10 protein-coding genes and 1 pseudogene are annotated in these 13,949 nt (G+C 71.2%); 6 read left to right on the top strand and 5 right to left on the bottom strand.

Translation table 11 applies throughout. The features are described 5' to 3' along the window. Window positions 1-2 precede the first annotated feature (2 nt). Both REH65_RS31910 and REH65_RS31905 read right to left on the bottom strand, forming a co-directional pair. The gene (locus REH65_RS31910; protein ID WP_406690446.1) at window positions 3-1,358 is read right to left on the bottom strand and encodes an L-serine ammonia-lyase; all 1,356 of its coding nucleotides are present in this window, start codon (window positions 1,356-1,358) and stop codon (window positions 3-5) included. A 111-nt stretch (window positions 1,359-1,469) separates the two neighbouring features. Continuing rightward, the gene (locus REH65_RS31905; RefSeq protein WP_406690445.1) at window positions 1,470-3,935 is read right to left on the bottom strand and encodes an FAD-dependent oxidoreductase; all 2,466 of its coding nucleotides are present in this window, start codon (window positions 3,933-3,935) and stop codon (window positions 1,470-1,472) included. A gap of 410 nt (window positions 3,936-4,345) precedes the next feature. Between REH65_RS31905 and REH65_RS31900 the strand changes: the two genes are divergently transcribed. The 6 genes and pseudogenes from REH65_RS31900 to REH65_RS31875 all read left to right on the top strand — a co-directional run bounded on the left by REH65_RS31900 (window position 4,346) and on the right by REH65_RS31875 (window position 10,999). Further along, the gene (locus REH65_RS31900) at window positions 4,346-5,575 is read left to right on the top strand and encodes a sarcosine oxidase subunit beta family protein (RefSeq protein WP_281456401.1); all 1,230 of its coding nucleotides are present in this window, start codon (window positions 4,346-4,348) and stop codon (window positions 5,573-5,575) included. A 212-nt stretch (window positions 5,576-5,787) separates the two neighbouring features. Next, on the top strand, window positions 5,788-6,051 hold the full coding sequence (locus REH65_RS31895) for a sarcosine oxidase subunit delta (protein ID WP_281458110.1): 264 nt from the start codon (window positions 5,788-5,790) through the stop codon (window positions 6,049-6,051). After that, window positions 6,048-8,864: a sarcosine oxidase subunit alpha family protein gene (locus tag REH65_RS31890; protein WP_406690444.1), complete on the top strand. Its 2,817-nt coding sequence runs from the start codon at window positions 6,048-6,050 to the stop codon at window positions 8,862-8,864. The genes REH65_RS31895 and REH65_RS31890 overlap by 4 nt, the downstream gene beginning before the upstream one ends. Further along, window positions 8,857-9,447: a sarcosine oxidase subunit gamma gene (locus tag REH65_RS31885; protein WP_406690443.1), complete on the top strand. Its 591-nt coding sequence runs from the start codon at window positions 8,857-8,859 to the stop codon at window positions 9,445-9,447. Before REH65_RS31890 ends, REH65_RS31885 begins: the two co-directional genes overlap by 8 nt. 105 nt (window positions 9,448-9,552) lie before the next feature. Continuing rightward, window positions 9,553-10,056, top strand: a pseudogene (locus REH65_RS31880) (MBL fold metallo-hydrolase); the annotation flags it as partial. Between the two features lie 115 nt (window positions 10,057-10,171). Further along, a complete protein-coding gene (locus REH65_RS31875; protein ID WP_406690442.1) occupies window positions 10,172-10,999 on the top strand; it encodes a methylenetetrahydrofolate reductase in 828 nt (275 codons plus the stop codon). Window positions 11,000-11,127: 128 nt separating this feature from the next. Here REH65_RS31875 and REH65_RS31870 read toward each other — a convergent pair whose 3' ends face one another. The 3 genes from REH65_RS31870 to pip all read right to left on the bottom strand — a co-directional run bounded on the left by REH65_RS31870 (window position 11,128) and on the right by pip (window position 13,936). Continuing rightward, on the bottom strand, window positions 11,128-12,348 hold the full coding sequence (locus tag REH65_RS31870; RefSeq protein WP_406690441.1) for a hypothetical protein: 1,221 nt from the start codon (window positions 12,346-12,348) through the stop codon (window positions 11,128-11,130). Next, a complete protein-coding gene (locus REH65_RS31865) occupies window positions 12,345-12,752 on the bottom strand; it encodes an STAS domain-containing protein (protein WP_406690440.1) in 408 nt (135 codons plus the stop codon). Before REH65_RS31865 ends, REH65_RS31870 begins: the two co-directional genes overlap by 4 nt. A 254-nt stretch (window positions 12,753-13,006) precedes the next feature. After that, the gene (pip, locus tag REH65_RS31860) at window positions 13,007-13,936 is read right to left on the bottom strand and encodes a prolyl aminopeptidase (protein WP_406690439.1); all 930 of its coding nucleotides are present in this window, start codon (window positions 13,934-13,936) and stop codon (window positions 13,007-13,009) included. Between the last annotated feature and the right edge of the window lie 13 nt (window positions 13,937-13,949).

Here is a 13,949-nt window from a genome sequence, read left to right as displayed (position 1 = left end):
CCTCAGCATTCCACGATGTTGAGCGCGAGTCCGCCGCGCGCGGTCTCCTTGTACTTGTCCTTCATGTCGGCGCCGGTCTCGCGCATCGTCTTGATGGCCTTGTCCAGCGACACGTGGTGCTCGCCGTCGCCGCGCAGCGCCATCCGGGCGGCGGTGATGGCCTTGATCGCGGCGACCGCGTTGCGCTCGATGCACGGGATCTGCACCAGCCCGCCGACGGGGTCGCAGGTCAGCCCCAGGTTGTGCTCGATGCCGATCTCGGCGGCGTTCTCCACCTGCTCGGGGGTGCCGCCGAGGAGTTCGGCGAGCCCGGCGGCGGCCATCGAGCAGGCCGAGCCGACCTCGCCCTGGCAACCGACCTCGGCGCCGGAGATGGAGGCGTTCTCCTTGAACAGCACGCCCACCGCACCGGCGGTGAGCAGGAAGCGGACCGCGTGGTCGTCGTCGAAGCCGGGCAGGAACCGGTGGGCGTAGTGCAGGACCGCGGGCACGATCCCGGCCGCGCCGTTGGTCGGGGCGGTGACGACCCGGCCTCCCGCGGCGTTCTCCTCGTTGACGGCCAGGGCGTAGAGGGTCACCCACTCCATCGGATCGGCGTGCTCGTCGAGGCTCGCGCGCAGGTCGCGGGCCCGGCGGCGGACCTTGAGCCCGCCGGGCAGCACTCCCCCGGTGCGCACGCCCTGCTCGACGCACTCGCGCATCACCTGCCAGATATGCAGCAGGTGCGCGCGAGTCTCGGCCTCGGGCCGCCAGGACGCCTCGTTGGCCAGCACGACGTCGCTGATCCGTCCGCCGAGGCCGGCGGCCTGGGTGAGCAGCTCGGCCCCGGTGCTGAACGGGTGGGCGACGGGGGTGGCGTCCTCGACGAGCACCGGGCGTCCGGTGTCGTCCTCGTCGAGCACGAAACCACCCCCGACGGAGTAGTACTCGCGGTGGACCAGGCGGGCGCCGTCGTCGTCGAGGGCTTCGAAGGTCATGCCGTTGCTGTGGAAGTCGAGCCGCTTGCGGCGGTGCAGCACGACGTCGTGGTCGAGGTCGAAGGAGATCTTGTGCTCGCCGCCGAGGCTGATCCGGCGCTCCTCCCGCACCGCGTCGACGTGCGGTTCGACGGCGACGGGATCGACCAGGTGCGGTTGCTCGCCGGTCAGCCCGAGCACCACGGCCTTGACGCTGCCGTGCCCGTGCCCGGTGGCGCCGAGCGAGCCGAACAGCTCGCACCGCACCCGCCGGACCCGGGGCATCGTCCCGGTGGCGCGCAGGTGCTCGACGAACAGGTACGCCGCTCGCATCGGCCCGACGGTGTGCGAGCTGGACGGCCCGATGCCGACCTTGAAGAGGTCGAAGACGGACAGAGACATGGGTGCTCCCGGGGGTAGGTGGGGGCAGGGGACAGTTTTTCCTCGAATTAACCGGACAAATGCGACATTGATAATGGGTGATTCGAGGAAAAACTGCCCCGCTCCCGGAACTCAGCGGCGGATGCGGTGCATCTCGGGGTCCACCAGGGGCTCGGCCGCGACGGTCGCGGCGATCATGCGGTCGAAGTACTTGATCTCGACCCGGGTTCCGGGCCCCGCCGAGGCGGGCAGCCACGCGTAGGCGATCGGCGTGCCCAGGGTGTGCGAGAAGGCCGCCGAGGTGACGTAGCCGGCGGGTTCCTCGTCGACGAACACCGGCTCGGCGCCGAGCACCACGCTGCGCCCGTCGTCGACGGTCAGGCACCTCAGCCGCCGCTCGACCGCGTCCGGGTCGATCTCGGCCAGCGCGTCGCGGCCGACGAAGTCGCCCTTGTTCATCCGCACGGCGAAGCCGACCCCGGCCTCGTACGGGTCGTGCTCGGTGGTCATGTCCGCACCCCACGCGCGGTAGCCCTTCTCCAGCCGGAGGCTGTTGAACGCCGCGCGCCCGGCCGCCACGACCCCGAGGTCGCGACCGGCCTCGAACAGCACGTCCCACAGCCGCTGCCCGTACTCGGCGCTGGTGTAGAGCTCCCAGCCGAGCTCGCCCACGTAGGACACGCGCATGGCCGTCACCGGGATCCCGGCGATGCGGATCTGCTTGCAGCGGAAGAACTTCAGCCCTTCGTGCGACAGGTCGGCGTCGGTCAGCGGCTGCACCAGGTCGCGGGCCAGCGGGCCCCACGCGCCGATGCAGCAGGTGCCGCCGGTGATGTCGCGGACCGTCACGCTGCCGTCGTCGGGCAGGTTGCGCCGCAGGTACTCGTGGTCGATGTTGCCGTTGGCGCCGATCTGGAACAGCTGCTCGCCCAGCCGCGCGACGGTGAGATCGCTGCGCACGCCGCCGGCCTCGTCGAGCATGAGCGTGTAGGTCACCGACCCGACCGACTTGTCGACCTTGTTGGTGGTCATCCGGTCCAGGAACGCCAGCGCCCCGGGGCCGCTGACCTCCAGGCGCTTGAGCGAGGTCATGTCGTAGAGCGCGACGGCGGTGCGGGTCTTCCACGCCTCCACCGCGGCGACGGGGCTGTGGTACATCGCCGACCAGGAGTCCCGCGACGGCGGCTGCCACTCCATCGGCAGGTCCTTGACCAGCGGTGCGTTGGCCTCGAACCAGTGCGGGCGCTCCCAGCCGTGGGCTTCCAGGAACACCGCGCCGAGCTCCTTCTGCCGGGCGTGGAAGGGGCTCACGCGCAGGTCGCGCGGCGAGAACTTCGGCTGCAGCGGGTGCTTGACGTCGTAGATCTCGACGAAGTTGCGGGAGGAGGTCTCCTCGACGTAGTCGGGCGTCGTCTCGATCTCGTCGAACCGGTGCACGTCGCAGCCGTGCAGCTCGATCTCGCTGCGGCCGTCGACGAGCAGCTGCGCCACCGAGCGCGCGACACCGGCCGAGTGCGTCACCCACACGGCTTCGGCGATCCAGAACCCCTGCACGTCGGGCGATTCGCCGACCAGCGGGCCGCCGTCGGGGGTGAAGGAGAAGACGCCGTTGAACCCGGTCTCGATCTCGGCGGTCTCCAGCGCGGGCAGCAGGCGCTTGCTGTGCTCCCAGGACGGCGCGAAGTCCTCCTCGGTGAACTCCAGCATCGACGGCATGGCCCGCTCGGAGGTCTCGCCGTCCTGCGGTAGGTCGCTCAGGCGCACCGGGATCGGCCGGTGGGCGTAGGTGCCGATGCCGAGGCGGTCGACGTGCTCGCGGTAGTAGAGGTCGCGGTCCTGGTGGCGCAGGATCGGGAGGTTGGCCTCGGTGCGCTCGTCGTTGCGGCCGGCGAGCTCGGGCAGCGGCGCGGTCTTCGCGTACTGGTGGGCCATCGGCAGCAGCGGCACGGTCATGCCGACCATCTCGCCGATGGCCTGGCCCCAGAAACCGGCGCAGGACACGACGATGTCGGCGGGGATCTCGCCGTGGTCGGTCTCGACCCCGGTCACCCGGCCGTTGCTGTGGTTGATGCCGGTGACGGTCACCGCGCCCCGGAACCGCGCCCCGCGCGAGACCGCCCGCCGGGCCAGCGCGACCACGGCCCGCGCGGCCTTGGCCAGGCCGTCGGTGGGCGTGTGGAACCCGCCGAGGACCTTGTCGGCGTCGAGCAGCGGGTGCAGCTTGGCGCACTCGTCGGGCCCGATGACCTCGCCGGGAACTCCCCAGGAGGTGGCCCAGCCCTGCTTGCGGTGCAGATCGGCGAGCCGTTCGGGGGTGGTGGCGATCTCCAGGCCGCCGACCTGGTTGAAGCAGCGGTCGCCGTCGTCGTCGAGCTCCAGGAACTTCTCGACGGTGTAGGTGGCGAACTGGGTCATCGTCTTGGACGGACCCGTCTGGTAGACGAGCCCGGGCGCGTGCGAGGTCGAGCCGCCGGTGAGCGGCAGCGGGCCCTGGTCGACGACGGTCACCTGGTTCCACCCGCGGCTGGTGAGCTCATCGGCCAGGTTCGCACCGACGATCCCGGCTCCGATGATGACGACGCGAGGACTCGTGCTCATGCTGATCTCCTAACGGAGCGGCGGAGTCTGAAGCTGGATGTTCCGCCTCCGGTGAGGCGGGGAAGCGTTGCAGGAGAAGGAGTTCCGCCGGACGGCGGAACGAGGCGAAGGCGATCAGCGACCCCTGACAGAGGACTGATATATCAACTGCGCATCAAGGTAAGCGCCCACATCCCCGCGGTCAACACGTGACCCGAAAATTCCCCCGCGCCCGCCACCGAACGCCCCGACCCGCCGAAAACCGCAACATTCATCGGCACGAAAACCGGGGTTTTCGACCGGATGGGCGTGAGGGCTTGACCGGGCGGCGCTGGCTGTTACCTTGGTGTCCATCTGATATGTCAGTTGGCTTTCAGCGCCTCTCCCCCTGTTGAGCACTCGCTCCACCGCATCTCGAACGGAGGGCTCTCATGCCTCGAACGCCCGGTGCCGATCTGCCCGAGCACCCGGACTGGCTCTGGGGTTCGGCCGATCCGAAACCGTCCTACGACGTGGTGATCGTCGGCGGTGGGGGTCACGGCCTGGCCACCGCGTACTACCTGGCGGTCAACCACGGCATCACCAACATGGCGGTGCTGGAGAGCGGGTGGCTCGCGGGCGGGAACATGGCCCGCAACACCACGATCATCCGCTCCAACTACCTCTGGGACGAGAGCGCCGGGCTCTACGAGCACGCGCTCAAGCTCTGGGAGGGCCTGGAGGAGGAGCTCGACTACCCGCTGCTGTTCTCCCAGCGCGGCGTGCTCAACCTCGCCCACTCCCTGCAGGAGGTCCGCGACAGCGTCCGCCGCGTCGGCGCCAACCGGCTCAACGGCGTCGACGCCGAGTGGCTCGACCCCCAGCAAGTCGCCGAGATCTGCCCGATCCTCAACACCTCCCCCGACCTGCGCTACCCCGTCATGGGCGCCACCTGGCAGCCCCGGGCCGGCATCGCCAAGCACGACCACGTCGCCTGGGGATTCGCCCGCGCGCTGGACCGGATGGGCGTCGACCTGGTGCAGAACTGCCAGGTCACCGGCTTCGACCGGGTCGGCGACCGGATCGTCGGAGTGAAGACCACGCGCGGCGACATCGCCACCGGCAAGGTCGCCCTCGCCGCCGCCGGGCACACCTCGGTGCTGGCCGACGAGCTCGGGCTGCGGCTACCGCTGCAGAGCCACCCGCTGCAGGCGCTGGTGTCCGAACTGCTCGAACCCGTGCACCCCACGGTGGTCATGTCCAACGCCGTGCACGTCTACGTCTCCCAGGCGCACAAGGGAGAACTCGTCCTCGGCGCCGGCATCGACTCCTACAACTCCTACGGCCAGCGCGGCTCGTTCCACACCATCGAGCGCGAGCTGACCGCCGCCGTGGAGCTGTTCCCGATGTTCGCCCGCGCCCACGTGCTGCGCACCTGGGCCGGTGTCGTGGACGTGACCCCGGACGCCTCGGCGATCATGGGCCTCACCCCGTTCGAGGGCCTCTACATCAACTGCGGTTGGGGCACAGGCGGTTTCAAGGCCACCCCGGGCGTCGGCTGGTGCTACGCCCACACCATCGCCCACGACGAACCCCACCCGCTCAACGCCCCGTTCGGCTTGGACCGGTTCACCACCGGCGCCCTCGTCGACGAGCACGGCGCCGCCGGCGTGGCGCACTGACCACTCTTTCCACGCCCATCTTGCTCGGCGGTGCAAGTAGCGGAACCTCACCGGCCCTCCGGGTCCGGGCGCCACTCCTGATGCATGCCAGTACACGGCGTCGCGGCGTCCTCCCCGGAGAACCGCTGAGAACCCGCGGCGGTGCCGGCTGAGTCCCACACCTGAAACAGCGGCTACCGCCGCATTTCGACAGCTCCTAGAAGGAGACCGTCATGATGTTGATCCCCTGCCCGTGGTGCGGGCCGCGCAACGAGACCGAGTTCCACTACGGCGGTCAGGCCGACGTGTCCTACCCCGCCGAACCGCACGCCACGTCCGATGTGGACTGGGCGGAGTTCCTGTTCTTCCGCGCCAACCCCAAGGGCGTGTTCGCCGAGCGCTGGAACCACCAGGCGGGCTGCCGCCGCTGGTTCAGCATCCGCCGGGACACCCGGACCAACGAGATCCTCCACGACGACAGGGCGGTGACGAGGTGAGCGACGACTTCAGGCTCCCCGAGGGCGGCCGGATCGACCGGGACCGCGTGCTGCGCTTCCGCTTCGACGGGCGCGACTACACCGGCTACCAGGGCGACACGCTGGCCTCCGCGCTGCTGGCCAACGGCGTCCACCAGGTCACCACCAGCATCAAGCACGGGCGTCCGCGCGGGATCGTGGCGGCGGGGCCGGAAGAGCCCAACGCGCTGGTGCAGATCGACGAGCCGTTCCCCGAGCCGATGCAGACGGCCACGACCGTCGAGCTGCGCGACGGCCTGGCCGCCACCGGCCTTCCCGGGCAGGGGCGGCTGGCCACCGAACCGGACCCGGCCCACTACGACGCGACCCACGCGCACTGCGACGTGCTGGTCGTCGGCGGCGGCCCGGCCGGGCTGGCCGCGGCGCTCAGCGCGGCCCGCAGCGGCGCTCGGGTGATCGTCGCCGACTCCGGCACCGAGTTCGGCGGCAGCCTGCTCGGTTCCGGCGAGGAGCTCTCCGGGCGTCCGGCCGAGCACTGGATCTCCCGCGTCGTGGCCGAGCTGACCGAGGCCCCGGAGGTCACGGTCCTCCCGCGCACCACCGTGTTCGGCCACTACGACCACAACTACCTCGTCGCCGTCGAGCACAAGGGCGAGGACTCCCCGATCCGGCAGCGCACCTGGCACATCCGGTCCCGCGAGGTCGTGCTGGCCACCGGCGCGCACGAGCGGCCGCTGGTGTTCCCCGGCAACGACCGGCCCGGCACCATGCTCGCCGGGTCCGCCCGCACCTACCTGCACCGCTACGGCGTGCTGCCGGGCCGCCGCGCGGTCGTGTTCACCACCAACGACAGCGCCTACGCCGCGGCGATCGACCTGCACGACGCCGGTGTCGAGATCGCCGCGATCGTCGACGTCCGCCCGGTCGTGTCGACGGTGTGGGCGGCGCGCTGCGTCGAACGCGGCATCCCCATCCACCACCGGTGCGGGGTCATCGGCACCTCCGGCGACGCCCGCGTCACCGGCGCCACCCTGCAGCGCGTCGACGACGGCACCACCAGCGAGCTCGACTGCGACGTCCTGCTGGTCTCCGGCGGCTGGAACCCGGCCGTCCACCTGCACAGCCAGTCGCGCGGCACCCTGCGCTACAGCGCGGAGATCGCCGCGTTCGTGCCCGACCGCAGCGCCGACGGGGTGCGCTCGATCGGCGCCGCCGCAGGCGTTCTCGGCACCTACGACTGCCTGCGCACCGGCTCGGAGGCCGGCAGCGACGCGGCCCGCGACGCCGGGTTCGACGCCGACTTCGCCGAGGTGCCCTCCGCCGCGGCTCCCCCGGTCGTCCCGCCGCAGCCCACCTGGCTGGTGACCGGGGTCGACGAGGCCGAGCAGTACGTGGACCTCGCCCGCGACGCCACCGTCACCGACGTCCGCAAGGCCGTCGGGGCCGGGATGGACTCGGTCGAGCACATCAAGCGGTTCACCACCATCGGCACCGCCCACGACCAGGGCAAGACCTCCGGCATCCTGTCCTCGGGCGTCATCGCCCACCTGCTGGGCGTGGACCTCGCCGAGGTCGGGGCCACCACGTTCCGCGCGCCCTACACGCCGGTCGCGTTCGCGGCGCTGGCCGGGCGCGACCGCGGCGACCTCTACGACCCGATCCGGGTCACCGCCATGCACGACTGGCACGTCGAGCAGGGGTCGCCGTTCGAGAACGTCGGCCAGTGGAAGCGGCCCTGGTACTACCCGCGGCCCGGCGAGGACATGGAAGCCGCGGTGCTGCGCGAGTGCGAGGCCGTGCGCACCGGGGTCGGCATGCAGGACGTGTCCACGCTCGGCAAGATCGACGTGCAGGGCCCGGACGCCGCCGAGTTCCTGGATCTCGTCTACACCAACAAGATGAGCACGCTCAAGGTCGGCCGCATCCGCTACGGGCTGATGTGCACCTCCGACGGGATGGTCTTCGACGACGGCACGGTGATCCGCACCGGCGAACACCGCTACCTCATCTCCACCACCTCCGGTGGCGCGGCCGGCGTGCTGGAGTGGCTGGAGGACTGGCTGCAGACCGAGTGGCCGCACCTGCGGGTGCACCTCACCTCGGTCACCGAGCAGTGGGCCACCATCGCGCTGGCCGGGCCGCGCTCCCGCGAGGTGCTCGCGCAGGTGACCTCCGGCATCGCGCTGGACAACGAGTCGCTGCCGTTCATGGCCTGGGAGGACGGCATCGTCGCGGGCAGGCGCGCGCGGGTGTGCCGGATCAGCTTCTCCGGCGAGCTCGCCTTCGAGATCAACGTGCCCCGCTGGTACGGCCGCGAGGTGTGGGAAGCCCTGCACGACGCCGGAACCCCGTACGGCATCACGCCTTACGGCACCGAGACGATGCACGTGCTGCGCGCCGAGAAGGGCTTCCCGATCGTCGGGCAGGACACCGACGGCACCGTCACCCCGCACGACCTGGGGATGAGCTGGGCGGTGTCGAAGAAGAAGGACGACTTCCTCGGGATGCGCTCGTTCACCCGGGCCGACACCGCCCGCTCCGACCGCAAGCACCTGGTGGGCCTGCTGCCGCCGGCCGACGAGGCCGTCGTGCCGGAGGGCTCGCAGCTGGTGGAGACCGAGCTGCTGCCGGAACCGCCGGTGCCGATGCTCGGCCACGTCACCTCCAGCTACCGCAGCGCCGCGCTCGGTCGCCCCTTCGCCCTGGCCCTGGTCAAGAGCGGGCGCGACCGCATCGGGCAGACGATCTACAGCCACGTCGGGGACCGCCTGGTGCCCGTGGAGATCACCGAACCGGTCTTCTACGACAAGGAAGGAGCCCGCCGCGATGGCTGAGCCCTACGGCGAATCCCCGCTGGCCGCCCGCGCCGAGGCGCTGGCCGACGCCTCCGCACTCGGCGCCGTGCGCCTGTCCGAAGTGGCCTTCACCACTCAGGTCACCCTCCGAGTCGACCCGAAGAGCCCCGCCGCCGAGCGGATCGGCACCGCCCTCGGCGTGATGCTGCCCAACCAGGCCGGGCAGGTGGCCCGCACCGAGCGGCTGATGGTGGCCTGGCTCGGACCCGACGAGTGGCTGCTGGTGGCCCCCGAGGGCGAGACCGAGCAGATCGAGACCACCCTCACCGACGCCCTCGGCGAGGAGCACGGCGCGGTCGTGGACGTCTCCGCGCACCGCACGATCCTGCAGGTCTCCGGGCCGAAAGCCCCTGAGCTGCTGGCGAAGGGCTGCGCGCTGGACCTGCACCGGCGCAGCTTCGGCCCGGACTCGTGCGCCCAGACGCTGCTGGCCCGGGCGGGCGTGCTGCTGCTCAGCCGCGACGTCGAACCGCCGTCGTACTGGATCTTCGTGCGCGCCTCGTTCGCCCGCTACCTCGCCGACTGGCTCTGCGACGCCGCGGCCGAGTACCGGGAGCCCTGAGGTGACGGCCCGGGTCGGGGCCCGCGTGCCCGCGCTTAGGATGGCCGCGAAGCGGTCTTCGACGAGCCGGACCGCGGTGCAGCTGCGTTCGGTGGTGACGTTTCGATGAGCATCCGCATCGACCACGCCGTCGTCGACGGGAAGTTCTCCCTCGACGGCGAGGTCCACGAGGTGGAGAACAACCTGTGGGTCGTCGGTGATGACCACCAGTGCCTGGTGATCGACGCACCGCACGACGTCGAAGCGATCCGCGAGCTCGTCGCCGACCGCGAGGTGGTGGCGGTGCTCCTCACCCACGCCCACGACGATCACGTGCGGGTGGCCCCGGACCTGGCCGAGGCCGTGGCCGCGCCGATCCACCTGCACCCGGCCGACCGGCCGGTGTGGGAGCTCACGCACCCGGTCCGGCAGCCCGACGCGCGGCTGGTGGACCGCCAGACGTTCCACATCGGACGGTTGAGCGTGCAGGTCATGCACACGCCCGGTCACACCCCCGGCTCGGTGTGCCTGTACAGCCCGGACCTGGCGACCGTGTTCACCGGCGACACCCTGTTCGCCGGTGGACCCGGTGCCACCGGGCGCTCGTTCTCCGACCGGGACGCGATCATCGACTCGATCCGGGACCGGCTGCTGCCGCTGCCGGCCCGCACCCGGGTCCACCCCGGTCACGGCCCCGCACCACGATCGGCGAGGTCGTGGCGCAGTTCGACGAGTGGGTGTCGCGGTGAGCGCGGCGCTGGCGGCCGCGCTGCGCAACGCCTCCTACGAGGTGCTGCCGTTCCGCAGCACCGAGGAGAAGGTGCTCGCGCACGTGCCCTGCGACGTGCCGCTGACCATCACCACCACCGAGGCCCGTGGCCTGGAACCGACGCTGGACCTGGCGGTGCGGCTCAGCAAGAACGGCTACACCGCCGCCCCGCACCTGGCGGCCCGCCTGGTGCGCGACCGCGCGGAGCTCGACGACATCGCCGCCCGGCTTCTGGAATCGGGTGTGCGGCGGCTGTTCGTCGTCGGCGGGGACGCCGCCGAGCCCGCCGGGGAGTTCCCCGACGCCGAGAGCCTGCTGCTCGCCTTGGCCGAGGCCGGGCACGACTTCGGGCACCTCGGCATCGCCGGCTACCCGGAGGGCCACGGCACGATCCCGGACGCGGTGATCTCGGAAGCGTTGCGGCGCAAGGCCGATCACGCCCACGAGATCGTCACGCAGCTCTGCTTCACCCCGTCCACGACCGTCGACTGGGCCACCCGCCTGCACGCCGACGGCATCCCGACACCGGTCCGGGTGGGCATCCCGGGCAGCGTCAACCGGCAGAAGCTGATCCGCGTCTCCGCGGGGCTGGGGCTGGGCCAGTCGGCCCGGTTCCTGGCCAAGCAGTCGGCCATGTTCTGGCGGTTCTTCCTGCCCAGCGGCTACCGCCCGGACAAGCTCGTCCACGCCCTGTCCGATCAGATCCTCCGACCCGCCAACGCGATCACCGGCTTCCACGTCTTCACCTTCAACGACGTCGAAGGCACGGAACGCTGGCGACAGAAGCAACTCGCCCGGCTCTAGCACCTTCGTGCCGATGCACGCCGTGACGCCGTGCATCGGCCATGCATCAGGAGCGGCGCACGGAGACCACGGAGTCGCTCGGGTTCCGCCACCCGCACCGCCACTAAAAGCGAGTCCTCGACGGTTCGTCAGTGCACCTGTTCGCTGCGGCGCTGCTCCTCGCGGTAGCCGTAGGCGGCCTGGCGGACGGCGCGGTCTGATTCCAGGCTGGATCCCAACGCACCCGCGATCACGCCCATCGTGGTGAAACCCCACGCCAGGGCGAGGTAGCGGGTGAAGTCGGCGGGATGGCCGAGGCTGCTGGCCAGCAGGTTCGGCGGGACGATGAACAGCGCCACGGCGAGGTTGATCGCGAACAGCCCGACGTACATCACGCCGACCCCGATGGTCAGCGTGGCGACCGTGGAGGTGTTGTACAGCAGCACCTGCTCGCGGTCGCCACCGCTGCGCCGCTTCTCCCACAACCCGTGCGCGGTGATCAACCACAGCACCAGCAGCACCACCGACAAGAACCCGGCGATGACCTGCCGGAACACCCCCAGCTGGTCGCCGATCTGCCAGATGGTGCTCGACGACAGCCCGAAGGCGCTGGTGGCCACGGCCGCCGCCAGCGCGCTGCGCAGCCCGAACACCAGCTGGGCTGGCTGGTTCGAGCGCACCATGCCGCTGAGCAGCCGCAGCCGCCCGCGCCTGCGGGTGGTGCTGTAGCGGACGTCGACCTCCTGCTCGCCGCCGAGCTCCTGGCGCACCACCGGCGCCAGGAGCCGGGACACCGCGTTGTCCAGCCCGTAGCGGTTCGCGCCACCGCCGCTGCGGCCGGTGAGCTCGTCGACGATCTGCAGCACGACCTGCCGGGCCCGCCGGTAGACGCCGGTACCGCCGAGGGCGGGCAGCGACACCACGGCCACACCGCCCTCCAGGTCGGTCTCGGCGACCACCGGACGTCCGTCGGCGCGCACCGGCAGGTCGGTCAGGCAGATGGCGTGGTCCCAGTCGTGCTCGCCCATCCGCTCGCGCGTGGAGGCCAGGATGTCGCGGGTGCTGTGCCTGCCCGCGGTCACCGGGTCGACGTCGACCTCGACCGCCCACGAGTGCTGTTCGCTGAGCAGTTCGGGAAGATCGTCGGCCAGGCGGCGGGTGACCTGCTCGGGCATGTCCGGATCGGCGATCAGCCCGAGCCGCCGGTCCGGGGTGCCGGACTCGGGCTCTCCGCGCTCGGCGAGCCGCTCGCCCTCCTGCGACTCCTCGCCGCCCTGTTCCGTTTCGAACGCTTCGGCGTCCTCGTGCTCGGAGTCGGCGTCCTGCTCGCCCATGTTCCTCCTCTCGACGGTCTCCCCAGGATGACTCATCGGGCGGGCGTCTCCTGACGGGCCGCGTAGCTGAAGCGGCCGGTGAGATCCAGCAGCCGCAGCAGCCGGTCGACGACGCCGGACGAGACCAGCACCAGCTCGGTGCGCCGCTGCTGGGCGACGCGGTGCGCCTCGACCAGCGCGGCGACGCCGTCGGAGTTGATGAAGGTGACGCGGGAGAGGTCGAGCACCAGCACGGTCACCGCGCTCGCCAGCTGCTCGGCGAGGGGGCCGGTGAGCAGGTCGCGGGCGGCGAGGTCAAGCTCGCCGTCGACCTGCACGACCGCTACGCCCTCGCCGGGCTCGAACACGCGAACCCGCAACGCCCCGGACACCGGTCCCGTCGCAGACGAGGAGCCGCCCCGCTGCGGCGGCACCGGTCCCGGAAGGTCGGCGTTGGCCACCACTACCCCCTCGATGCCGGATCTACAGGCGCGTTCGCCCGCGCCCCGGAGGAACAGGAGTTCGTTCCGCGCGCACCCAGGAGGCGGGCACCGGTGGGGAGACCGGCCTCCGGCCCGCGTTCCCGCAGCGGAACGACAGCGGTTGTGAGCTCAACCGACGGTGAACGCGAGAGTACCTATCGTCCTGAAAGGTCGCACACCGCACAAACCCGACCAATCCGATCATGGACGGGTTTTCGCCGCGCTCGCCCTCATCACCGAAACGTGTCGGTGGCTTTCGCGACGGCTTCGGCGAGAGCACCTGCGGCGCGGTGTCCGGCGTCGACGATCTCCAGTTCGGCGTTCGGCAGCACCGAGGCCAGCTGCCAGGGAGTGCCCAGCAGGTTGCCCAGGTCGAGTCTTCCCTGGATCAGTTTGACGGGAATTCCGGCCAGCGTCCCGGCTCCGCGCAGCAGCTGTTCGTCCTGCAGCCAGGAGCCGTGTCGCCAGAAGTGGGTGACGATTCGCGCGAATCCCAGGGCGAAGGCCGGGTCGTCGAACCTCGGGTTCGGCGGTGCTTCCGGGACGAGGGCGTCCTCCCACCCGCACCAGTCGCGGGCCGCCTTGTGGTGCACCGTCGGGTCCGGGTGCATCAGCAGGCGGTGGTAGGCGTCGGCGAGGTCGCCATCGCGGTCGGATTCCGGGACGCCATCGCGGAAGCGCGCCCAGGCGTCGGGGAGGAGCGCGCCGAGATCTCGGGTGAGCAGGTCGGTTTCGGCTCTCCGGCCGGTCGCCAGAGCGCAGAGGACCATCTCCGAGACCCTTTCGGGATGGCGCTGGGCGTAGGCCAGGGCGAGCACGCAACCCCAGGAGCCGCCCTCCACGAGCCACCGCTCGACGCCGAGGTGGACTCGGAGCCGCTCCACATCGGCGATCAGGTGGTCGGTGGTGTTGGTGGACAGGTCGGCGCCGGGCTCGGAGGCGTGCGGGGTGCTGCGGCCGCACATCCGCTGGTCGAACTGCACGATCCGGTAGGCGGCCGGGTCGAAGAACCGTCGCGTTCCGGCCGTGCTGCCGGAGCCGGGACCGCCGTGCAGGACCACGGCGGGTTTGCCCTCGGGGTTCCCGCAGACCTCCCAGTACAGCCGGTGCCCCTCGCCCACTTCCAGCGTTCCGGACTCGTACGGCTCGATCTCCGGGTGCACGTGGGTGGTCCCT

Origin of the sequence: Saccharopolyspora sp. ID03-671 (genome assembly GCF_045278815.1) — a bacterium.
In the GTDB taxonomy this organism is placed as follows: Bacteria; Actinomycetota; Actinomycetes; order Mycobacteriales; family Pseudonocardiaceae; genus Saccharopolyspora; species Saccharopolyspora ipomoeae.
The sequence above is the reverse complement of the archived record's forward strand: the minus strand, read 5'-3'. Positions and strand labels throughout refer to the sequence as shown.

Coding starts and splice junctions, on each gene's coding strand:
- REH65_RS31870 (WP_406690441.1), bottom strand. CDS start 12,348: ATGAGTCATCCTGGGGAGACCGTCGAGAGGAGGAACATGGGCGAGCAG.
- REH65_RS31900 (WP_281456401.1), top strand. CDS start 4,346: ATGCCTCGAACGCCCGGTGCCGATCTGCCCGAGCACCCGGACTGGCTC.
- REH65_RS31885 (WP_406690443.1), top strand. CDS start 8,857: ATGGCTGAGCCCTACGGCGAATCCCCGCTGGCCGCCCGCGCCGAGGCG.
- REH65_RS31895 (WP_281458110.1), top strand. CDS start 5,788: ATGATGTTGATCCCCTGCCCGTGGTGCGGGCCGCGCAACGAGACCGAG.
- REH65_RS31905 (WP_406690445.1), bottom strand. CDS start 3,935: ATGAGCACGAGTCCTCGCGTCGTCATCATCGGAGCCGGGATCGTCGGT.
- REH65_RS31910 (WP_406690446.1), bottom strand. CDS start 1,358: ATGTCTCTGTCCGTCTTCGACCTCTTCAAGGTCGGCATCGGGCCGTCC.